The following is a 20,104-nucleotide window of genomic DNA, read 5'->3' as shown; positions in this document are numbered from 1 at the left end:
TTCCAATGGGGCTCTTTCTTTAGTTCATATACGTTCCGCCATTCATATTGATGGTTTCCCCTGTGATGAAATCTGACTGATCAGAGGCTAAAAAGGTAACGGCGTTTGCGACTTGCTGCGGTGTTCCAATTGTTTTCAGAGGAATTCTTTCTAAAACAGATCTACGGTATTCATCACTCCACTGTTTGCTCATGTCTGTCTCAATTGGCCCAGGACAGACAGCATTTACATGAATGTGATGTGCTGCTAATTCTTTGGCAAGATGCATCGTTAAGTAATTGATACCTGCCTTTGAAACGCCGTAAGCGGGTGATGCATTGTGATGAGGGGTTTTGCCAGTAGTTGAACTCATGTTGACAATCTTCCCGCCTTGCTGTTTGATCATGTCAGGAATGACTGCTTGACACATGAGAAACGTACCCGTCAAATTAATATCAATTAGTCTTTTCCATTCATCAACAGATGTATCGACTGTTGATTTCCGCAAATTGATCCCAGCATTGTTGACCAATATATCAATCTGTCCAAAATGGTTTTTTGCCTTCTCAACGAGGGAGGCAGCTGTCGCTGGTAAACTAGCATCACCAGCGACAGAAACAGCGCGTGTCTCTTTTTTATTCAGAGAGGAGCAAACGTCTTGCAATAGCACTTCATTCGTTCCGTTCAGCACCACTTTAGCTCCTTCAGAGACAAATGCCTCCGCAATGGCGCGGCCAATCCCTCTGCTTGCACCTGTAATGATTGCTACTTTGTTTTGTAAAGTCATCTATCATCCCACCCATCTGTCATAATTAAAAAGCGCTTTCATTTATTATAAAATGTGATGTTTCATCATTCAACATATAAAGTGGAAATGAAGAGGTTTTGAATAAAAGTGTTTCATAATAAAACAAATACATCTTTTCCACTTCAGGGTATACTAAAAGGAACAAGCAATGGATAAGGGGGAACCTCAATGAAACTTTATACAAAAACCGGAGATCAAGGTCAAACAGGCTTGATTGGCGGGCGGGCTGATAAAGATGACGCAAGGGTAGAAGCGTACGGTACATTAGATGAGGCGAATAGTTTGATTGGACTAGCCCATGCAAACTTAAGGCAGCATGGCGAATTGTTTCAAGATATTCTATCTGAGCTGATGGTCATTCAGCATGAACTGTTTGACTGCGGCGGTGATTTAGCAGCGGTGAAACCACCGAAAGAAGGCAAGTTAAAAGAAGAATCTGTCACAGTCCTTGAAGAGCGAATGGACGTGTATGTAGAAGAAGCCGCACCGCTGACTAAATTTATTTTACCTGGGGGCCAGGAAGGTGCTGCCCTCTTACATGTAGCGCGAACAGTCGTCAGGAGAGCCGAGCGGCATATTGTGACACTCGCAAAGCAGGAGGAAATTTCAGCAGTTACGCTCACATATGTGAACCGTCTATCCGACTATTTATTTGCTGCCGCCCGTATTGTGAATCATCGGCTCGGTGAAGCAGATGTTGAATATGAACGAAGTGCAGACGTGTTTCGTTCTAAATGAGGAAAAGCACTCTTCTAGTCGAAGAGTGCTTTTTCTATGGATTCAACCGTTCAGTCTGAGCCATGTTACGACTCTGGTCGCAATCAAAGATCAATCTACGACACGTTTTGTCGGCTTCCTTTTTTGACTATAGTTAAAGCAAGGAGCAAGAAAGGAGGCATGAAGATGAAAATCACAAGTAAAACCATCATCGGTTCAATCCTGATGTTTATCGGTTTATCCATCTTCTTTGGTGGTTCATTGGGCGGGCTGATCCCGACTTTGATTGGGGCGTGGCTCATTTATGTAGGTGTCAAAAAATATGATAAAGGCAGTAAAACAACAGGGGTCATACTCTCTATTATCGGTGTATTGCTCGTCGCACAGTCACTGCCATTTTTACTCGGAATCGCATTTGCTGGAGTACTTCTCTACTTTGGTTGGAAGATGATCAATGGTGAATCTGCAAAGGAATCATCCGGCAGAACAACATATATGGAGCCAAACACGGCACCGAACATGGAAGAATCTATGCACACGTCATTTGATCAAGAATGGGAAGACTTTTTAAAGAAAAAATAAAGGGAGGAATATGAAATGGTATTAAGAAGAGTACGTGATATGTTTGTTGCAACAGTCAATGAAGGCTTAGATAAATTGGAGAATCCGCGTGTCATGCTGAATCAATATGTTCGTGATATGGAGGACGATATTGCCAAAGCGAAGCATGCGATTATCAAACAGCAAACCATTCAGCAAGGTTTCTTGAGAAAAGCAGAAGAAACAGAAGCATTTGCTGATAAGCGAAAGAAACAGGCGGAGCTGGCGTTTCATGCAGGAGAAGAAGAACTTGCACGGAAAGCACTGACTGAAATGAAGTATTTTGAAGAAAAGCACAACGAATATCAAGAAGCCTATCAGCAATCTGTTAAACAGCTGAAAGAGCTGAAAGAACAGTTGCAGCATCTAGAAACAAAGCTGCGTGATGTTAAAGACAAGAAGCAAGCGCTGATTGCAAGAGCCAATGCCGCACAGGCAAAGCAGTATATGAATGAATCTATGAATAAGGTTGATAGTGAAAGTGCTTATAAAGAATTTCTACGCATGGAGAACCGTATAGAGGAAATGGAGACAAAAGCGGGCAGTTATGCACAATTTGGCGATCAGGGTGCATATGCTCATCTTGATTACGCTGATGAGGTTGAAAAGGAATGGCAAAAGCTTAAGCGATCAAAGCAGCTTGAGAAACAGCCGGCAAACTAATGGGAATGTGTCAAAACGGAAGAAAAACAGGATTTTTCTTCCGTTATTTGATTTCTTTCTGTTTCGCTTTTCCTTATAATAAAAAGGTCAAAGGATAAAGGGATGATATAAATGAAACGGTTCATTGGTCTAATTTGTATACTTGTTGGTGTTTTTTTGATGATTGGGATGCTTTTCAAAAATGGAGATCTCTTTCATTTGAGCTTTTCTCGTGATAAAGCGGTCACAACAGCTTCAGCGAAAAAGGATGAGGTTGAACAATTAGATATCTCTCTTTCTGGATTTCGCATCAAGGTGAAGCCGGAAGATCGTTCGGATATTTCTGTGATGGTTGTGAATGGAAAAGGGAAAATGTATGCGGAACAAACAGGCGGAACATTCAAAGTCCGTGCTGAAAATAAAGGATTTTTGTTTTTCTCTGCATTTGAAAAAGGAGAACTCTTAGTCAAAATTCCAACAGATTATCATAAAGATGTGAAAATAACAGGTGGAATCGGCGTGAGCGAAGTAAATGGCGAAGGAAAGCTGTCTCTTCAAGATGTGACGCTCAAATCAACGAGCGGAAACCTCACAGCTGAGAACTTCTCAGCAAATCGTGTGGAAATCAAAGCGACTTCTGGCAGACTTTCAGTGTCTCATATTGATGCGAAGGAAAGTGATATTGGTGCCACTTCTGGTCGTGCTGATATTCAAGATGTAAAAGGAAAGCTGCAATTAGGCATGACAAGCGGCAGGCTAACAGCAAGCTTTGATACAATTGATTCACCAGTCGACTTTCACATGACATCAGGCAGTGCGAAATTTAACTTGCCAGATGAGGGAGATTTCAAAGTCCAAGTGAAAAAAACGAGTGGACGTATTGATCATTCGTATGATTTTGACCAAGCGGATAGTGAAGGCCGAGGTTTTACCGGCACGCATGGGAAAGGGACACACTTAGTCGATATTGAGATGACAAGCGGAAACTTAAAATTGCGGTAAACAAACGTAAAAAGGAAGGAGGCGAGTCAACTGCGTTTTTCTAGAAATCAAATTTTAGGCATCATTGTGGTGATTTTCGGTATTAATCTTTTTCTCAAAATTATTGGGATTGGGGCAGACCTATTTTGGCCAGTGTTTTTTGCTCTAGCTGGTTATTGGCTGCACTCTCGATCTAAACGTTGGCTCGGTTCGGTTTCCTATATTTTTGCAGGCTTTCTCTTCTTGAAGTTTCTACTAAATATCACGTTTAGTTTGACTGGGTATTTATTTGCTGCCTTTTTGATCTATGCGGGCTATCGTTTATTGAAAAACAAACCTGTTTTTGATGTCGATAAAAAGGAATCATCAGACGATGGAAAGCCTTCACTGAAAGTCAATCTTGAAAAAGAGGGCGATCAGAAGAAAACAAAAAGCCAGGCAAAGCCGCGCAAAGAACATGATTTCTTTATCGGTGAAGTCAGGCTGATGAAAAAACCATTTCAATTAAGCGATTTGACCATTTCAGGTTTTATTGGCGATGTCAAAATCGACTTATCAAAGGCGATTATTGCTGAGGAAGAGAGCACGATCGTCATTAGTGGGCTCATCGGAGATGTCGATATTTATGTACCTCAGGATATTGAAGTGTGTGTGAGTGCTTCGGCTGCAATTGGTGATATGAAAATCATTGATGAAAAAAGAAGCGGGTTCGGCAGTAAAGTGTATGTCATGACAAATGATTATGATGAGAGCAAGCGAAAAGTGAAAATCTCCATTTCTCTCCTGATTGGGGATGTGGATGTGAGGTACTTATGAGGAAACTGCATTTAGGCATCCAGTGGCAATCTGTTCGTCTTGCAGTCGGTATCTCGCTTGGTGTTGTCATCATGACGACACTCCCGATGTTTTTTTATTACCAGCTTGATCCTATGATTTTGCTGTCTACGCGGTGGTTCGGCATCCCGTTTTTTTGTATTTTACTCATTATTAGTCTCGCCATTGGTGTATCAGCGGGGCATGTGTTTGGCTATCAGCAACAGAAGCGGCTGGATCAGCTTGTAGAGTCGATTTTGAAGTTTGAAAATGGGAATTTTGCCTATAGACTGCCTTCTCTAGGTGATGATGAAATTGGTTTGGCGGCAGATCAATTAAATGAAATGGCGAAACGAGTGGAAGGGCAAGTAGCCTCCTTACAAAAGCTCTCAAATGAGCGAGCTGAGTGGCAGGTTCAAATGAAAAAATCGGTTGTCTCAGAAGAGCGTCAGCGTCTAGCGCGTGAGCTGCATGATGCAGTCAGCCAGCAGCTATTCGCCATTTCGATGATGACGTCTGCGATTCTTGAGGGGATGAAGGAAAAGGATGAAAAGATTTTAAAGCAAATGCGTCTTGTGGAACGAATGGCTGGCGATGCACAAAATGAGATGCGTGCACTCCTTCTGCATTTAAGACCGATCACCCTTGAAGGAAAAGACTTGAAAAAAGGCTTGATTGAGCTACTCAATGAATTTCAGGCAAAGCAGCCAATTGATATTGATTGGGAAATAGAAGATGATGCTCCGCTGTCTAAAGGGGTGGAGGACCATCTGTTCCGAATTGTGCAAGAAGCCCTTTCCAATGTGTTTAGGCATGCAAAGGCGACAAAGGTGACAGTACGTCTGCTTATTCGGAACCGTCAAGTTCAGTTGAAAATTATCGACAACGGGATTGGTTTTCAAACAGATCATGTGAAGACTGCTTCCTACGGACTTGAATCGATACGAGAAAGAACAAGTGAAGTAGGCGGTGTCGCAGAGATTATGTCATTTGAGGGAAAAGGCACACAAATTGATGTGAAGGTTCCCATTTTTGATGAAGGAAAAGGAGAGAACGTTCGATGATTCGAGTGCTTTTAATTGACGATCACGAAATGGTGAGAATGGGTCTTGCTGCTTTTTTAGAGGCACAGGCGGATATTGAAGTCATCGGTGAAGCGTCAGATGGACAAAAAGGTGTAGAACTAGCGGTTGAATTAAAGCCAGACGTGATTTTAATGGACCTTGTTATGGAAGGCATGGATGGCATCGAAGCAACGAAAAGAATTTGTCAAGAAATAGAGGATGCTCGGATTATTGTACTGACGAGCTTTATTGATGATGATAAAGTGTATCCAGTTATTGAGGCTGGTGCATTAAGCTATCTTTTAAAAACATCGAAAGCAGGAGAAATTGCTGATGCCATCAGGTCTGCGAGTATCGGCGAACCAAGACTTGAATCAAAAGTAGCTGGAAAGGTCATGAACAAACTCCGCCATTCATCAAATGGGTCCATTTTGCACGATTCGTTAACCGCAAGAGAAATGGAAATATTAAAGCTGATTGCCGATGGGAAATCGAATAAGGTCATTGCTGAGGAATTGTTTATTACCATCAAAACAGTCAAGACGCATATTACCAACATTCTTTCCAAGCTTGATGTAGAAGACCGCACACAAGCAGCCGTGTATGCACATCGCCATAAGCTGATTCAATAAAAAAACAGCTTTCAAATGAAAGCTGCTGGAACATGCGCAAAATTAGTCCTTCTGTCCTGTGATTGGACGTTCGGATAGTTGATGGAGCTCAGGAACTGGAAAAGCCTCCTGCTCCTCGGCCGATTTGTCTTCCAGGGTTTTCTTCATCTCGGAAAGCAGTTTGACGCTTTCCTTTGCCACTGCCGCTTTTTTCTCTTGCAAATCAATGATCTGTGAAAGTCCAACAAATAAACCGCCTCCAATCAGAAGGAGCGCAGGGGTTTGTCCATAATAAATCACGATCAAAAATGTGCTTGAAAAGCTGTCGGCTTCAATGAAGAAATCTTCTTTTGATTGCATGAATACCACGACTAACAGGAGTATTCCTAGAATCAAAAATAGAATGCCGGCCGAAAGTAAAGCTCGTTTCATGATTGACACCCTTTTTTTCTTACCATTTTAACATACTCTATAAGGATTGTGTTGCGCCCTTAGTCCCGAAGTCACGGATTTTCACATTTACCTTGTAACGAATATCCGATTCACTGAAAATGTCATCCCAATGTTTTGCTTCTTTTCGGAATTCCTTCGGATAGGCAATACTCGCTTTTTGATAAAATCCACAAATATCTGCTTTGATCTCATGCTGTAATTCCCCGATAAAATCTTTTACATTTTCCTCAAGTCGATGTGCCACGACTTTCTCAATTTCTTGGAGATATTTTTCATTAAATGCGTTTTCCCGTTCATTCCAATCCTCAGACAATCTTCCATCAAGCTCCACTGACACATCAAATTCATATTTGCCACTGGCTGTTTTATGGGTGTCAATGTTGTGTTTGATTTTAAAGATCTCAAAAGAATAAATGCTATGTTCATATTGGAATTCAATCACTCCGCCTGTTGCATCTCCAGTCAGCAGGTTGTAGGACTGCACCGCTAAAGGAGAGATGTTGGTGAGAAATCGTTTGTTCTGAATAATCGAGGCACCATCCAGCATTAATTTGCCCTGACTGACACTGACTTTAGGAATGGCAAAAGATACGTTGTTTTGCATAGCAGAAGAAATATCTCCTAAGGAAACGGGTTTGAACATACGAATGGTCGTTTTTGTATTCGAAGAAATATCGTATAAGGTGGAAGCGGCAGGCTGGCCGTCGTCATTGATTTTCAGCATATCTCCAGGCTTCTCAGAGGCCATAAAGACAAGGCTTCCTCTTCGTGTTTCATTGTCCCGAATGAATTGATTGATGACCAAATCGAAATTATTTTCATTGATAAGGTCTTGAGAAAACAAATAAACCCTCAGCTGCTGAGCAAAAATGCGGTGTGTTTTTAGGGCCGTTGTACGAAAAATTTGGTGTATGGAATCACCGCTTGTCTCAATAATCTTCGTCGGATCTTTCACGCTTGATTCTTGCTCAATTTTTTGCGGAACGAGCACCTGCATAGACAGCTTCAATTTATGTCCGTCATCTCCTTTATCTACAGCAAATCCAATTGCCATGTTGAGCTCCTCGATATTTGTACTATCCCAGCACCCGCATAATAGAATCAGTGAGAAGAGCGCAAGAACCGCTTTCTTTTTCATGCTGTTTTCCGCCTCCTTTTGAAAAATACGATGATAAATAAAAGAAACGGGAGTATACCAAATAGAAGAAAGAACAAGTTGTTTACGTAGGTTAAATAGTCTCGGACCGTATCAACATCTTTTGGGAAAAGAGCGGCAAAGAAGATCACAATGCCCATCAAGGCGAGCGCGATTTTTTTAGGGAATTTAGTCAATTTGATGACTCCTATCGTAGCAAAAAACGTATATCCTACAAAGCTCGTATAAAGCTGGACAAGCCAAACAATCAGCAAAAAGGATTCAATCCGTTCAATAAAAATCCCCTGAATATCAAATGATTGAAATAAGGCAATGGTCGGCCACGTCAGAGTCGCCGTTTCTTTCACCGTGAGCGCACCAACCACAAGAATATAGGTGAAAATATAGATGATCGCAGGAATCAAAAAGCCGATGGAGCCATATGCAAAAGTGTGTTTTTGCGTATTCATATAGGCAGGCATGAAAAGCATCATTTCAATGCCGACAAACGAAATGGCCGAAGCATTCAAGGAATTGAAAACAGGGGAAATGCCCTCTCCTAAAACTGGCCGTAGGTTATCGAGCTTAAACTCTTGTACACTAAGTCCGTAGGCTACAAATAAGATGATGAGTGTGACAATCAGAAAAAAAGGGCACAGTCGGGCAAAATCACCAATCCCCCCAATCACAAGGTAAAAACCAACCAAAATAAAGCTGATCATCGTCACGGCTACAGGTGTGTTTTGAAGTAGAAAGAATTTTACCATCTCAGACATGGCTCGTACTTCATAGCTGGCAACGCCGAGAAAGTAAATAATAATCAACAGGTTGGCAAGTGAGCCAATCCATTTCCCAAGTCCTTCTTTTGTATAGTCATAGTAGGAAGAAAAGGAGACCTTTTTCATCATGAGCACATTGACAAAAATGAACACAATGTATATCACACTCATGAGTAAGAGTGCAATCCAGCCGTCAGGTGTAGGCGCAGCTTGAGCCATTGATCTTGGCAGAATCATCATACTTGCACCTAGTGTGGTATTGGCGATAATGGCACTTGCCTGATAGCTTGTGATCGACTCTTTATGATTGACCATGTCGTTCCCCTTTCTTTTGATTTTTCAAAGGCAATCTGATGATGGAATTGTCCTCATTTTTATAACTGAACACAAAATCTGGTGAAAAATATGGGGTGCCAAAGCTTTTTTGTCTTGTCAAATGAGTGAGTAAGACGAGCATAAACAGGACAAGTCCATATAAACCGAATGCAGCTGCAGTAAACATGGACACAAAGCGAAGGACACGAAATGATATCCCCATTCCATATTGAGGAAAGGTAAAGGATGCAAGTGCAATGACGCTGACAATAATGACCATAATGGAGCTGACGATATGGGCTTGTACGGCTGCCTGCCCAATGACAACACCGCCCACAAGTCCGATTGTTTGTCCAAGTGGATTAGGAAGCCTTAACCCAGCCTCTCGCAGCAGCTCAATGGTCATTTCCATGATGAGTGCTTCCACAATAGGAGGAAAGGGGACATTCTCTCGTGTGCTTGAGATGGAAATAGCTAAAGTTGTGGGCAAAAGGCCTTGATGGAAGGACACAAGGGCAATATAAATGGCTGATAAAAACAATGTGAGAAAGATGGACGTAAAACGGAGCAAACGAATAAGAGAGGCGGCGATCCATCTTTCATAATAATCATCAGGTGACTGCATAATCGTCGCGAGGGAAGCAGGCACAATTAAGATAAAAGGCGAATGATCGACAAAGATGGCGACGCGCCCATTGTTTAAAGCAGATGCCACTTTATCAGGCCGTTCTGTGTTTTGAATTTGCGGAAAAGGAGAATACACATTGTCTTCAATGAGCTCCTCAAGAACGCCTGAGTCTTGTATATCATCAATGGTGACTTGTTTGAGACGCTTTTTTACCTCTTTTAAAACAGAGGGCTCAACGATACCGTCAATGTACATGATCGATACTTGGGTGTATTTCTTTTCGCCGATTTTCATGTCTACTGTTTTGAGATCAGGGTTTTTCAAACGCTGTCTGACGAGAGCTAAGTTCGTGTTGATATCTTCAATGAAACCAATCTTTGGTCCTCTTACGACGGTTTCAGATGTAGCATCTCCTAAATTGCGTTTCTTCGTTCCGTGCGTTTCTAAAATATAAGCGTGCTGAAATCCATTAATCAGTACGACACAATGTCCTTTAAAAATAGCATCTACTAGTTCTTCAGAGGTTTTTACCGTACGGGTAGTCATCATCGATAAATTGGATTCTAGCTTCTCTTTTGTTAGCGAGGCATGATCTTGCAATAGCAGCTTTAAGAAGGTTTGAATCTGCATCGCTTCGTTCATTTCTTTAATGTATAAATAGTAGACAACCTGTCCATGAGGCAATGTTTTTTTCTCATGGATCAAATCATCCATGTCCTTTAACTGAGGGAGAATGACAGAGAGATTATCGTATAAGTGCTCTTTCAATGGAGTTTGATTCAAATGGATCACCCACCTCAATTTCTTTTTCTTAGCATTACCTGCTTGAAAAAACAATATTCTGTGTTACATTATTTTGTGGTATATGAAAGAATCACGGTGTTGGAGGAAAGAAGATGGCGCAAATTCGTTTAGCAGGAACAAAAGAGGAGATCGACCGTATTCTACAGTCGTTTGACAAGCATTATGAGGTGACTTATACGTCAAAAGATTACGGAAAAACAAATCCAAAATACAAATATTCCAAAGATGTTCGTGTTTATATTGAACTAAAATTAAAATAAAGATAAAATTTTAATTGAAAACGCTTAAAGGATTTTCGTTTTTTGTATAGAATAGAGTTGAGTGATGAAGCTATGGAGGGATACATAATGACAGAATTTAGAATCGAAAAAGATACAATGGGCGAAATCAAGGTGCCACAGGACAAGTTCTGGGGTGCACAAACACAACGAAGCAAAGAAAATTTCAAAATCGGTTCTGAGAAAATGCCAAAGGAAGTTGTGAATGCGTTTGCAATTTTGAAACGTAGCACAGCGATTGCGAACGAACGTCTTGGCAACTTAGAAAGTGAAAAAGCAGAAGCGATTGCTGCTGTATGTGATGACATCATCAGTGGAAAGTATGACGAGCATTTCCCGCTTGTTGTATGGCAAACAGGAAGTGGAACACAAAGTAACATGAACATGAACGAAGTCGTTGCAAATAGAGCAACTGCTTACTTGAAAGATAAAAATAGTGAATTCAGCATTCACCCGAATGACGATGTCAACCGCAGCCAAAGTTCAAATGATACATTCCCAACGGCTATGCACGTGGCAGCTGTTTTAGCTGTGTACAAAAAGCTATTGCCTGCGATTGACCAGTTAAGAGCGACGCTTGATGAGAAAGCAAAAGCATACCAAGAGATCGTGAAAATTGGCCGTACGCATTTGCAAGATGCAACACCTCTTACAGTGGGCCAAGAGATTAGCGGCTGGGTGTACATGCTTGATCGTTCAAAAGAAATGATTTTAGAATCTACTGAAAAAATGAGAGAACTTGCCATTGGCGGAACAGCTGTTGGTACGGGAATTAACGCACATCCTGAGTTTGGTAAATACGTGGCAGAAGAAATCAGCCAGTTAACAGGTCAAACGTTCAATTCTTCACCAAACAAATTCCATGCGCTGACAAGTCATGATGAAATCACATATGCACACGGTGCGCTTAAAGCACTTGCAGCTGACTTAATGAAAATTGCCAATGATGTGAGATGGCTTGCAAGTGGTCCTCGCTGCGGAATTGGTGAATTGATCATTCCTGAAAATGAGCCAGGCAGCTCCATTATGCCAGGAAAAGTCAACCCAACTCAAAGTGAAGCTTTAACAATGATTGCCGCACAAATCATGGGGAATGATGCAACAATCGGTTTTGCCGCAAGCCAAGGAAACTTCGAGCTGAACGTATTTAAGCCGGTCATCATCTATAACTTCTTACAGTCGGTTGAATTGCTTGCTGACGGTATGAACTCATTCCATGACAAGTGTGCCGTTGGAATTGAACCAAACCTAGAAACGATCGAGAAAAACCTAAACAATTCATTGATGCTTGTGACGGCACTCAACCCGCACATCGGATATGAAAATGCAGCGAAAATTGCGAAGCTTGCGCACAAAGAAGGATTAACACTAAAAGAAGCTGCACTTCAATTAGAACTATTAACAGAAGAGCAGTTTGAAGAGTTTGTGAAACCAGAAGAAATGGTGACACCGAAAGCAAAATAAGACACCAGAGGCCTCTGTGCCTCTGGTTTTTTTATGGAAACTCCCTGAAATCACAGAAAAGAAGTTTGATTGTTTGTCACAATCATAAACCCAGGGCAACCAAGCCCTGGGTTTTATAAATGATCTTCTTTTAGAATGCGTAATAAGGAGCCTGAGACCGGCTGAAGCGGTGTGTATAATTTCAATTGGTAAAGCATGCCTTTGACGATGACTTGTCTTGGTTTTTGTTTGTTTAACTCATTTTCTAAAATGCCAAGCGCTTCAAATAAATCTGGCTCGTCTTTCACTTCATAATGTGCTTCAGCCAGCTCTCTTAATTCTTTTAATAGAGATTCTGTGAGCGGGTCAAATGATCGTTCATAAATCGGGCCGAACCAGTCGCTTGCTTGGTCCACAGAAATGAGTGGATGGTCATTTCGCTTCATCATACCGCCCATTAGATCATCGATACGGTGAATCATTGTTGCGGCAAGCTCCTCTGCTTCGAGCTGAAAATCATATAAAATGGCAAGCTCAAAGTAAACGTGACTCATGCCCTCAATCGTTAAACATAGATCAGCCATATAAGGAATGGCTGCATCTCCATACACTTGCTTAATGTTATCAATGTGCAACTGAATCGTCGCAAGTCGAATTTGCTTTGCGAGCTGCTGTGTTTCTTCGTTCAATGGGAGCGCCCTGTCGCTTAGCTGCATTTTAATAAAATCTTTTTGCTGCAAAATATTATCGTAATAGACAGTGAGCTGTTTCCGGTAGGCCTCTTTAGGTGTGCCGCCCTCTGTTTGAACCTCGTGAATCCGGGTAAATACCTTATCGTAATAGTAATGCAAGATCGAAATAAGCAGTGCTTCTTTCGATTTGAAATAAAGGTAAAACGCACCCTTTGACATGTGGCATTCATCTGCAATTTCCTGAACAGACGTTGTATTATAGCCTTTGCTGGCAAATAACTTCATACCAGCCTCAATAATCATTTTTTCTTTCTTTTTCAATATGAATGTCATCCTTTCTTACCGAGAGACAAATGTCTTAGGAAACGTGCGCAAAGAGATGTGACTTATCGGTCATAAACGACAAAACTTTTCAAAAATTAATCAGATTGTAACTTGTTTTTTACAGTGTAATTCTTTATATTATAAAGTAAGGTGACCAACCGGTCAAAAAATGTGAAAGGATGATGTTCCATGAGAGAAATTGATGATATGATTAGACGCTTGAAAACAAAAGGAATTCAAGTAGAAAAAGTCAAAATGCCGAAAGAGACAACCATTGAAAAGAAATGGATGTATCAAGCTGGCAAGAAAATCAAAGCCACATACCGTGATTTCAATGGGTATTCATTCATCTAAAAAAGACTGCGGTGTAAAACCTACAGCCTCTTCTTTGGAACAGTGATCGTATAGCGTACACCTAGTTCATCATTTTCAATTGATATGGACGCTTGATGCATTGAAAGAATTCGTTTGACAATGCTTAATCCAATGCCGAATTCGCCCTTTTTTCCCTTACTAAAAGGTTCGTATAGGCTGGATAGCATGTGTTCTTCAATTGGAGGGCCATCATTACGAATGACGATGCGAATTTGATCCTCTTCCTGCTTCATATGAATATCAATTTTACTTTTTGCGTAGCGAAGTTGATTTTCTAATACATTTTCAAATAGTTTGCTCCATTGTTCTGGATCGCCTTCAAGTGCAGCCTCATCATCTAAGTCCACGTTCCACTGCAATTCATTTTTCGACCAGCGTAAACGGTCAACCACTTCCAGCATTGTATTACTCACAAGGAAGGGAGAATGCGCCGGATGTTGTTTTGATAAATAATCAAGCTTTGTTAAATACAGCAAATCTTTGATTTTCTTCTCAAGCTTTTCCGCTTCGCCTTCAATCACTTCCACCGTTTGTTCAAGATCTCCTTTAGGGAAAATTCCATCTTTAATAGACTGCGTATAACCGCGGATGACCATCACAGGTGTTTTTAAGTCGTGTGATATATTTTGCAAAAGCGTTCGTTCTGTTTCATCCTTTTGAATGAGCTTTTGTCTCATTTCTTCAATCGTATGCCCCAGTTTGCCAATTTCATCTTGCCGGTCAACAATCACAGGATCGTCCCAGTCTTCTTGTGCAATGCGCTTGACGTGCTTTTCAAACGCGACAATTGGACGTGATAAGTAGCGGGCGAGCCAAATCGATGGAATCCAGCTTAGTAAAATAACCGTTCCTAAGATGAAAATCAGCTGTTTAAACAGTGTAAAGGACAAGTCATCTCGATAAGAATCGGGTGCATATGACAAGAGAATATATTGTGTATTGCCTGTTGAGACTTTTTTGATCACAAAAAAGATATGCTGACCATTCACTTCTTCAGAATAGCGTTTTGTTGCGCTTTTTTGTTTTTTAACAAAGGACTGCACTTTTTCAATAAAGGCATGCGGGAAAAACTGAGCCATTTGATTTAATTCATCTGACGGAATCAGAATGTGCTGAACCGAGCGGTTTTCTGGTGTCGACTTTGGTGAGCCGTCTCGATTCAGAGGGTATTCTGTTAACACTTGCTGCTCGTTTTCGATGTTTTTATAAATTTCATTCGTAAAGAAGCTGCGTAATGTATTTGAAAATAAAATGATCAGGACAATCGAGATGGTGAGTAAAATGCCAGAGATGACAACCCAAATTTGAAAAGCGAGTGGTTTGTTCTTCATCCTTTTAGCATCCTATAGCCAAATCCATAAATGGTCTCGACTTTTAAGTCAGGCATTTTTTTGCGCAGCCGTCTGACAAGATCATCGACCACACGATCTGTCCCGAAGTAATCGTGCCCCCAGATCTTGACGAGGATATCTTCCCGGGAAAAGGCATGTCCTTGATGATGGGTAAATAAGAGCAGCAAATCAAATTCCTTAGACGTTAAGTTAATCAGCTGATCTCCTTCATACACCTCTCTTACGTCCTCATGAATGATATAGGAAGAAACGGGTGTGACGCTTTGCTGCACTGTGTCACTGTTTTTATATACAAGCTCCAGCAGCTTTTGCACACGGATGATCAGCTCGCGCGGAAGAAAGGGTTTCGCAATATAATCACTGCTCCCGAGTTCTAAGCCAAGCACACGATCAATATCTGCATCACGTGCCGAAATAAAAATGACTGGTACGTCAGGCGAGGCTGCTTTGATTTCTTTAATGAGTGTGTAGCCGTCTGTATCAGGCAGCATAATATCTAAAATCCATAGATGCGGGGGCTTGTTCATTGCTTCGCGTGCCGCTTCTCCGGTTAAAAAAGAGGACACATTCCAATTTTCACTCTCTAAATATTTGGTTAACAGTTCATTTAAATTCTGTTCATCTTCAACTAAATAAATGGTGTACGACAAAGTCTTCCACATCCTCTCAACGTCATTATAACGGGATACAAAGGCGGCATGTCAACAATCACACGCTTTTTTCACAATTTCACATATTCTTCTCATCATTATCCCATAATGTTTGTTTATGATAAGCTCAAGGGAAAAAAGGGCATAGACAAAAGGCTAATGAATAGGTGCTTTTCACCAATGTGCACACCTTGCTTTTTTTCTATGAATAAGTATTATATAATTTGACATATTGTCATAAAGAATTTTTCAATGATATTGCCATTAAGAGGACATGAGTCCTGTCTAGACATATGAATGAAGCATTTCATGAAAATGATGCAAAGGAGTGCAAGCGATGGATTTCCGAAGAGAAGATGAAGAGAAAAAGATGAATGATCAAGAACACGCACATCAAGAGAATGAGAAACAAATAGAAGAACCAGAAAAAGAGAAAGAACTCGTTTTTCACCATCATGAAAACGAAGCATCTGCCTCTCAGGAGAGGGTGACAAACGAATCTCCTCAAGTGATTGATGACCGTTCGTCTAAAAAGGAGAAAAAACGGAAGGCTGCATGGCTGAGTCCTATTCTTGGAGGGATTATTGGAGGCGGTCTTGTGCTTGGCATTACACCGCTTTTACCGCAGTCACAAGATACAGCGGCAAACACTCAAACCCAAACAGCATCAAGCGAACCGACTTCATCTGAAAATTTCTCAACAAAACAAATCACCAATGCGACGAATGTTGCTGATATGGTAGAAGATTTAGAGCCGACGATTGTAGGGGTTTCAAACTATCAATCTACACAAAACTCGTTCGGTCTTAGCGGTGATTCAACTGAAGCAGAAGCTGGAACGGGTTCTGGTGTCATCTTCAAAAAAGATGGCAAAAAAGCATACATTATCACAAATAACCATGTAGTCGAGGGTGCCAATAAATTAAAGGTCACACTATACGATGGAAAAACAAAAGATGCGAAGCTTGTCGGCAGTGACGTAATGACAGATTTAGCTGTCGTGGAAATAAATGCTGACGGCATTGATAAAGTTGCAAGCTTTGGAGATTCTTCTAAGCTTCGGGCTGGAGACAAAGTCATCGCAATCGGGAACCCGCTCGGTGCGCAGTTCTCTGGTACAGTAACAGAAGGGATTATTAGTGGTCTCGATCGTACCGTTGAAGCCAATACATCATCTGGAACTGTTGAGATGAATGTGCTTCAAACAGATGCAGCCATTAACCCTGGAAACAGTGGCGGTCCGCTGATCAATACAGACGGTCAAGTCATCGGCATCAACAGTTTGAAAATTAGCGAAAGCGGAGTAGAATCACTCGGATTTGCGATCCCAAGTAACGATGTAAAACCGATCGTAGATCAGCTGTTGAAAAATGGAAAAGTCGAACGTCCTTACCTTGGCGTACAAATGATTGACCTTGAGCAAGTGCCTGAAACGTATCAGGAAAATACACTTGGCCTATTTGATAAACAAATCGGTAAAGGCATTTATGTAAAAGATGTTTCAAAAGGATCTCCTGCACAAAAAGCAGGCTTGAAGTCTGGAGATGTCATCATCAAGTTCAAAGGAAAAGATGTAGCGAACAGCTCACAGCTGAAAGAAATCCTTTATAAAGAAACAAAAATTGGCGATAAAACGACAATGACTGTCATTCGTGATGGAAAGAACAAAAATCTTGATATTACCCTTGGGCAGTCTGATAACGAATAAAAGAAAACAGGTGGATAATCGATCCACCTGTTAGATTGTTGACAAAGGGCTAAAATGAACTTTATTTTAGCCCTTTGTCTTCTTTTTTTCAGCGTGATAGAAAGCCTTTGCAGTCTAGGAAGGACGAGTACTGGCGCGGAGCGAATTTGACATTCGTGAGCACCAGCACGCAGGACTGACAAAGAATGCGAGGGTTTGTCTACACGCTGACAGGTGGATAATCGATCCACCTGTTTTTTTGTGTCTATTTTTTTGAAGATAGTGTCCGTAAAATAATGTTTTCCCATACATTCCAAGGCAAGAGCTGCTTTGCTATGAATGAAAGCCGAACACCTTTCCCGACAAGATACCTTAGCTTCTTTAGCCGCTTCTTCTCTGCAAGCGAAACCACAAGCTCTGCAACTTCGCCGGGATCTCCATAGTTGTTTTTTTGCGCCTCTATATAGGACATCATGTTTTCATAAATAGTTGTGTATTTAGAACCTGCTGCGGGTGGTGTCATTTGCTCATTCATGGAGGTGTTCCAAATGTTCGTTTGGAAAGAACCCGGCTCAATCAAAGCGGCCTGAATGCCAAACGCAGCCAGCTCAATTCGCAAACTCTCTGTATAGCCCTCTAGCGCAAACTTTGACGATACATATGGAGAGAGTGCGGGCATTCCCATGAGTCCGCTGATACTGCTCATATTCAATATTTTTGCACCGCTCGTCATCAACGGAAGGACTGCTTGTGTCATTTCCATCACACCAAAGACATTCACTTCAAATTGCTCTCGGTACTGATCAACAGGCACCTCTTCAGCAAAACCAGCATAGGCCGTTCCCGCATTGTTCACAAGCAGGTGAATGGGAGCATAGGCATTAAGCCTTTTCTGAAATGCTTGAATGGACTGTGTATCTGTCACATCTAATGCTTCAATATGTATCGATTCGGATAAAGCGGCGTTCTTTACTTCTTCGGAAAGCTTTTTCGCATTGGTCTCCTGTCTTACGCCAGCAATCACAGTGTACCCTTGCTGAGCAAGACGCAATGTGATGAGCTTTCCGAAACCGCTGTTGGCACCAGTCACAATGGCTGTTTTATTCATCATCCGGTTCTCCTTTTTGTTTTAATCTATCATAGTCTGCTGTTTTATTGAATAACGAAAAGGGGCTTGGAGAAGAATAAAAAACGATGCTATGAAATAGGAGGAAATACATGATGTGCTGGAAGAAGGCGGGACTGCTAGGAGTGCTGTTCTTTATGCTGTCTGGCTGTCGTTCAATCGAACCAATACAACATCCACATGAAGCAGAAGCTGAAAGTCTGTCAGCTGTTCAAATGAAGGAACTGCCATTTCAGCATTTGCAATTGCATGTACAATATGGACAAAAAAGCGAATTATATGAAGCCACCTATCGTCAAGCTGGTGGAAGAGAAGAAGCACTAATTCGAGATCATATGAATGGTGTTCGCTATGAAGGGGAAGAAGCTTTACGTGAAATGAAGATGAAGCTCAATGATATGTCGATTCCTAGTGCAAAGCTGAATGAAACATATGTCAATGAATTATTATCTGCTTTTAATTTAGATGATGATTATCAGCGGATACGAGTCGATATCAAGCTCGAAGATGGGACAAAACGTGCATTCGAAAAGAAAAAGTAAACGAGACTTTCTCATTTTTTAATTGAAAATGATTTTCAAGATCACTTAAATCTGATACACTAAATTGAGATAAGTGATCTTTGACGTCTACATAGACGATATTCAATATAAAAAATTTGGATGAGAAAAGGAGCGTTTGAGCGGAATGAGTGCCATTTCTACTGAAGGTTTAAGCTTAGGCTACGGAGAAACAATGATCATAGACGAACTAAATGTATCGATCCCTAAGGGTGAAATCACAGTATTTATTGGCAGCAATGGATGCGGTAAATCCACGCTACTTCGCTCTTTGGCCCGTCTCATGAAGCCAATGGGTGGTTCTGTCCTGCTTGAAGGTCATTCCATTGCCAAATTACCAACAAAGGAAGTGGCGAAACAGCTCGCCATTCTTCCGCAAGGACCGGAAGCGCCAGAAGGGTTAACGGTACATCAACTCGTCAAGCAAGGGCGATATCCTTATCAAAATTGGCTGAAGCAATGGTCAAAGCAAGATGAAGAAGCGGTAAATCGTGCACTGAAGTCAACGAAGATGGAAGACCTTGCTGATCGAACGGTTGATTCATTATCAGGTGGACAAAGGCAGCGTGCATGGATTGCGATGACATTGGCACAGGAGACGGATATTATTCTATTAGATGAGCCAACAACGTATTTAGACATGACGCACCAAATTGAAATCCTGGATCTTCTTTTTGATTTAAATGAAAAAGAGCAGCGCACGATTGTCATGGTTCTGCATGACCTCAATCTCGCTTGCAGATATGCGCATCACCTTGTGGCCATTAAAGACAAGTCAATTTATGCAGAAGGAAGACCGGAAACTGTCATTAACTGTGATCTTGTGAAAAATGTCTTTGATATGAACTGCCAAGTAACAACAGATCCTTTATTCGGAACACCGTTATGTATTCCGCACGGCAGAGGACGCTGTATTGTCCAACAGGCACAAGCTGAGACATTTCTTGCTGCAAGATAATCGTATGTGAAAAGCCTGAAATCTGTTACACGCAGAGTCAGGCTTTTTTCTGAAAAAAGGAGCGGAATACAAATGGGAAATGAATTAGATGAAAAGCTCGAAGGCCTGCTTGATAAATATACAGAGCTGCTGCTTGGTGAAACGAATGAGGAACTGAAAAGAGATGTCTCGCAGTGGATCATCTATTCTCATATTGCCAAAAGCATGCCGCCTTTAGCCAAGCATTTTAATGACACGTATCCAGAGGCAAAAGAAGACATCAAAGAAACGATTCAGCGGATCAAGCAATTAAATGAAGCTCATCGTGCCAATAAAGACCGTTAAAAAACT

General features: G+C 41.3%; 23 protein-coding genes. 14 read left to right on the top strand and 9 right to left on the bottom strand.

Annotated elements, in window-relative coordinates; all coding sequences use genetic code 11:
- Window positions 1-19: 19 nt before the first annotated feature.
- Complete coding sequence (locus AC0VYC_RS15390) at window positions 20-766, bottom strand: SDR family NAD(P)-dependent oxidoreductase (RefSeq protein WP_039168189.1); 747 nt, start codon at window positions 764-766, stop codon at window positions 20-22.
- 189 nt (window positions 767-955) lie between these two features.
- Between AC0VYC_RS15390 and AC0VYC_RS15385 the strand changes: the two genes are divergently transcribed.
- The 7 genes from AC0VYC_RS15385 to liaR all read left to right on the top strand — a co-directional run bounded on the left by AC0VYC_RS15385 (window position 956) and on the right by liaR (window position 6,236).
- Window positions 956-1,525 (top strand): cob(I)yrinic acid a,c-diamide adenosyltransferase, encoded by a 570-nt coding sequence (locus AC0VYC_RS15385; RefSeq protein WP_159145102.1) that lies wholly within the window; start codon window positions 956-958, stop codon window positions 1,523-1,525.
- Window positions 1,526-1,690: 165 nt separating this feature from the next.
- A complete protein-coding gene (locus tag AC0VYC_RS15380) occupies window positions 1,691-2,086 on the top strand; it encodes a hypothetical protein (protein WP_024719792.1) in 396 nt (131 codons plus the stop codon).
- 15 nt (window positions 2,087-2,101) lie between these two features.
- Window positions 2,102-2,767, top strand: coding sequence for a stress responsive protein LiaH (liaH, locus tag AC0VYC_RS15375; RefSeq protein WP_427243761.1), 666 nt, complete (start codon window positions 2,102-2,104; stop codon window positions 2,765-2,767).
- A 111-nt stretch (window positions 2,768-2,878) separates the two neighbouring features.
- Window positions 2,879-3,748, top strand: a complete 870-nt coding sequence (gene liaG / locus AC0VYC_RS15370) for a LiaG family protein (RefSeq protein ID WP_045034575.1) — start codon at window positions 2,879-2,881, stop codon at window positions 3,746-3,748.
- Between the two features lie 30 nt (window positions 3,749-3,778).
- Complete coding sequence (gene liaF / locus AC0VYC_RS15365; RefSeq protein WP_034647740.1) at window positions 3,779-4,543, top strand: cell wall-active antibiotics response protein LiaF; 765 nt, start codon at window positions 3,779-3,781, stop codon at window positions 4,541-4,543.
- Window positions 4,540-5,604, top strand: a complete 1,065-nt coding sequence (gene liaS, locus AC0VYC_RS15360) for a two-component system sensor histidine kinase LiaS (protein WP_475388777.1) — start codon at window positions 4,540-4,542, stop codon at window positions 5,602-5,604. The genes liaF and liaS overlap by 4 nt, the downstream gene beginning before the upstream one ends.
- The gene (liaR, locus tag AC0VYC_RS15355) at window positions 5,601-6,236 is read left to right on the top strand and encodes a two-component system response regulator LiaR (protein ID WP_007500305.1); all 636 of its coding nucleotides are present in this window, start codon (window positions 5,601-5,603) and stop codon (window positions 6,234-6,236) included. Before liaS ends, liaR begins: the two co-directional genes overlap by 4 nt.
- A gap of 42 nt (window positions 6,237-6,278) precedes the next feature.
- Here liaR and AC0VYC_RS15350 read toward each other — a convergent pair whose 3' ends face one another.
- The 4 genes from AC0VYC_RS15350 to AC0VYC_RS15335 are packed head-to-tail and all read right to left on the bottom strand — an operon-like array spanning window position 6,279 to window position 10,308.
- Window positions 6,279-6,647 carry a hypothetical protein gene (locus AC0VYC_RS15350; protein ID WP_007500307.1) on the bottom strand — a complete coding sequence of 123 codons (369 nt, stop codon included), beginning with the start codon at window positions 6,645-6,647 and terminating at the stop codon, window positions 6,279-6,281.
- Window positions 6,648-6,684: 37 nt separating this feature from the next.
- Entirely contained in the window at window positions 6,685-7,806 is a 1,122-nt protein-coding gene (locus tag AC0VYC_RS15345) for a Ger(x)C family spore germination protein (RefSeq protein ID WP_268430636.1), read from the bottom strand.
- Window positions 7,803-8,897, bottom strand: coding sequence for a GerAB/ArcD/ProY family transporter (locus AC0VYC_RS15340; RefSeq protein WP_008347081.1), 1,095 nt, complete (start codon window positions 8,895-8,897; stop codon window positions 7,803-7,805). Before AC0VYC_RS15340 ends, AC0VYC_RS15345 begins: the two co-directional genes overlap by 4 nt.
- Window positions 8,884-10,308, bottom strand: a complete 1,425-nt coding sequence (locus AC0VYC_RS15335; RefSeq protein WP_475388774.1) for a spore germination protein — start codon at window positions 10,306-10,308, stop codon at window positions 8,884-8,886. Before AC0VYC_RS15335 ends, AC0VYC_RS15340 begins: the two co-directional genes overlap by 14 nt.
- A 113-nt stretch (window positions 10,309-10,421) precedes the next feature.
- Between AC0VYC_RS15335 and AC0VYC_RS15330 the strand changes: the two genes are divergently transcribed.
- Together AC0VYC_RS15330 and fumC are read left to right on the top strand one after the other, a co-directional pair.
- Window positions 10,422-10,589, top strand: coding sequence for a YvzF family protein (locus AC0VYC_RS15330; RefSeq protein WP_003213147.1), 168 nt, complete (start codon window positions 10,422-10,424; stop codon window positions 10,587-10,589).
- An 87-nt stretch (window positions 10,590-10,676) separates the two neighbouring features.
- Window positions 10,677-12,071: a class II fumarate hydratase gene (gene fumC, locus AC0VYC_RS15325; RefSeq protein WP_017359275.1), complete on the top strand. Its 1,395-nt coding sequence runs from the start codon at window positions 10,677-10,679 to the stop codon at window positions 12,069-12,071.
- A 113-nt stretch (window positions 12,072-12,184) separates the two neighbouring features.
- Here the strand turns inward: fumC and AC0VYC_RS15320 are convergent, their stop codons facing one another.
- Entirely contained in the window at window positions 12,185-13,063 is an 879-nt protein-coding gene (locus AC0VYC_RS15320; protein ID WP_017359276.1) for a TetR/AcrR family transcriptional regulator, read from the bottom strand.
- Between the two features lie 192 nt (window positions 13,064-13,255).
- Here AC0VYC_RS15320 and spxO point away from each other — a divergent pair, with 192 nt between their 5' ends.
- Window positions 13,256-13,420, top strand: coding sequence for an anti-adapter protein SpxO (gene spxO, locus AC0VYC_RS15315; protein WP_096881830.1), 165 nt, complete (start codon window positions 13,256-13,258; stop codon window positions 13,418-13,420).
- 20 nt (window positions 13,421-13,440) lie between these two features.
- On the opposite strand, the gene AC0VYC_RS15310 is transcribed toward spxO, so the two are convergent.
- A complete protein-coding gene (locus tag AC0VYC_RS15310; RefSeq protein WP_017359277.1) occupies window positions 13,441-14,772 on the bottom strand; it encodes a HAMP domain-containing sensor histidine kinase in 1,332 nt (443 codons plus the stop codon).
- Window positions 14,769-15,443: a response regulator transcription factor gene (locus AC0VYC_RS15305; protein WP_475388771.1), complete on the bottom strand. Its 675-nt coding sequence runs from the start codon at window positions 15,441-15,443 to the stop codon at window positions 14,769-14,771. The genes AC0VYC_RS15310 and AC0VYC_RS15305 overlap by 4 nt, the downstream gene beginning before the upstream one ends.
- A gap of 337 nt (window positions 15,444-15,780) precedes the next feature.
- On the opposite strand from AC0VYC_RS15305, the gene AC0VYC_RS15300 reads away from it, so the two are divergent.
- Window positions 15,781-17,151 carry a S1C family serine protease gene (locus AC0VYC_RS15300; RefSeq protein ID WP_342499202.1) on the top strand — a complete coding sequence of 457 codons (1,371 nt, stop codon included), beginning with the start codon at window positions 15,781-15,783 and terminating at the stop codon, window positions 17,149-17,151.
- 244 nt (window positions 17,152-17,395) lie between these two features.
- On the opposite strand, the gene AC0VYC_RS15295 is transcribed toward AC0VYC_RS15300, so the two are convergent.
- Complete coding sequence (locus tag AC0VYC_RS15295; protein ID WP_475390069.1) at window positions 17,396-18,238, bottom strand: SDR family oxidoreductase; 843 nt, start codon at window positions 18,236-18,238, stop codon at window positions 17,396-17,398.
- Window positions 18,239-18,351: 113 nt separating this feature from the next.
- Between AC0VYC_RS15295 and AC0VYC_RS15290 the strand changes: the two genes are divergently transcribed.
- From AC0VYC_RS15290 to AC0VYC_RS15280, 3 genes are all read left to right on the top strand, one after another.
- Window positions 18,352-18,798, top strand: coding sequence for a YusW family protein (locus AC0VYC_RS15290; RefSeq protein WP_171465740.1), 447 nt, complete (start codon window positions 18,352-18,354; stop codon window positions 18,796-18,798).
- Window positions 18,799-18,943: 145 nt separating this feature from the next.
- Window positions 18,944-19,774, top strand: coding sequence for an ABC transporter ATP-binding protein (locus tag AC0VYC_RS15285; protein ID WP_008347057.1), 831 nt, complete (start codon window positions 18,944-18,946; stop codon window positions 19,772-19,774).
- Window positions 19,775-19,846: 72 nt separating this feature from the next.
- Window positions 19,847-20,098, top strand: coding sequence for a YusU family protein (locus AC0VYC_RS15280; RefSeq protein WP_017359282.1), 252 nt, complete (start codon window positions 19,847-19,849; stop codon window positions 20,096-20,098).
- The last annotated feature ends 6 nt before the right edge of the window (window positions 20,099-20,104 follow it).

The sequence above is a fragment of the Bacillus sp. iso_77 genome, assembly GCF_056173625.1.
This window is presented reverse-complemented; position numbering and strand designations above follow the sequence as displayed.

What these genes read in the sequence shown, in the direction of transcription:
- AC0VYC_RS15390 (WP_039168189.1), bottom strand. Translation starts at nt 766, where the DNA reads ATGACTTTACAAAACAAAGTAGCAATCATTACAGGTGCAAGCAGAGGG.
- AC0VYC_RS15385 (WP_159145102.1), top strand. Translation starts at nt 956, where the DNA reads ATGAAACTTTATACAAAAACCGGAGATCAAGGTCAAACAGGCTTGATT.
- AC0VYC_RS15380 (WP_024719792.1), top strand. Translation starts at nt 1,691, where the DNA reads ATGAAAATCACAAGTAAAACCATCATCGGTTCAATCCTGATGTTTATC.
- liaH (WP_427243761.1), top strand. Translation starts at nt 2,102, where the DNA reads ATGGTATTAAGAAGAGTACGTGATATGTTTGTTGCAACAGTCAATGAA.
- liaG (WP_045034575.1), top strand. Translation starts at nt 2,879, where the DNA reads ATGAAACGGTTCATTGGTCTAATTTGTATACTTGTTGGTGTTTTTTTG.
- liaS (WP_475388777.1), top strand. Translation starts at nt 4,540, where the DNA reads ATGAGGAAACTGCATTTAGGCATCCAGTGGCAATCTGTTCGTCTTGCA.
- liaR (WP_007500305.1), top strand. Translation starts at nt 5,601, where the DNA reads ATGATTCGAGTGCTTTTAATTGACGATCACGAAATGGTGAGAATGGGT.
- AC0VYC_RS15350 (WP_007500307.1), bottom strand. Translation starts at nt 6,647, where the DNA reads ATGAAACGAGCTTTACTTTCGGCCGGCATTCTATTTTTGATTCTAGGA.
- AC0VYC_RS15345 (WP_268430636.1), bottom strand. Translation starts at nt 7,806, where the DNA reads ATGAAAAAGAAAGCGGTTCTTGCGCTCTTCTCACTGATTCTATTATGC.
- AC0VYC_RS15340 (WP_008347081.1), bottom strand. Translation starts at nt 8,897, where the DNA reads ATGGTCAATCATAAAGAGTCGATCACAAGCTATCAGGCAAGTGCCATT.
- AC0VYC_RS15330 (WP_003213147.1), top strand. Translation starts at nt 10,422, where the DNA reads ATGGCGCAAATTCGTTTAGCAGGAACAAAAGAGGAGATCGACCGTATT.
- fumC (WP_017359275.1), top strand. Translation starts at nt 10,677, where the DNA reads ATGACAGAATTTAGAATCGAAAAAGATACAATGGGCGAAATCAAGGTG.
- spxO (WP_096881830.1), top strand. Translation starts at nt 13,256, where the DNA reads ATGAGAGAAATTGATGATATGATTAGACGCTTGAAAACAAAAGGAATT.
- AC0VYC_RS15310 (WP_017359277.1), bottom strand. Translation starts at nt 14,772, where the DNA reads ATGAAGAACAAACCACTCGCTTTTCAAATTTGGGTTGTCATCTCTGGC.
- AC0VYC_RS15300 (WP_342499202.1), top strand. Translation starts at nt 15,781, where the DNA reads ATGGATTTCCGAAGAGAAGATGAAGAGAAAAAGATGAATGATCAAGAA.
- AC0VYC_RS15295 (WP_475390069.1), bottom strand. Translation starts at nt 18,238, where the DNA reads ATGAATAAAACAGCCATTGTGACTGGTGCCAACAGCGGTTTCGGAAAG.
- AC0VYC_RS15290 (WP_171465740.1), top strand. Translation starts at nt 18,352, where the DNA reads ATGTGCTGGAAGAAGGCGGGACTGCTAGGAGTGCTGTTCTTTATGCTG.
- AC0VYC_RS15285 (WP_008347057.1), top strand. Translation starts at nt 18,944, where the DNA reads ATGAGTGCCATTTCTACTGAAGGTTTAAGCTTAGGCTACGGAGAAACA.
- AC0VYC_RS15280 (WP_017359282.1), top strand. Translation starts at nt 19,847, where the DNA reads ATGGGAAATGAATTAGATGAAAAGCTCGAAGGCCTGCTTGATAAATAT.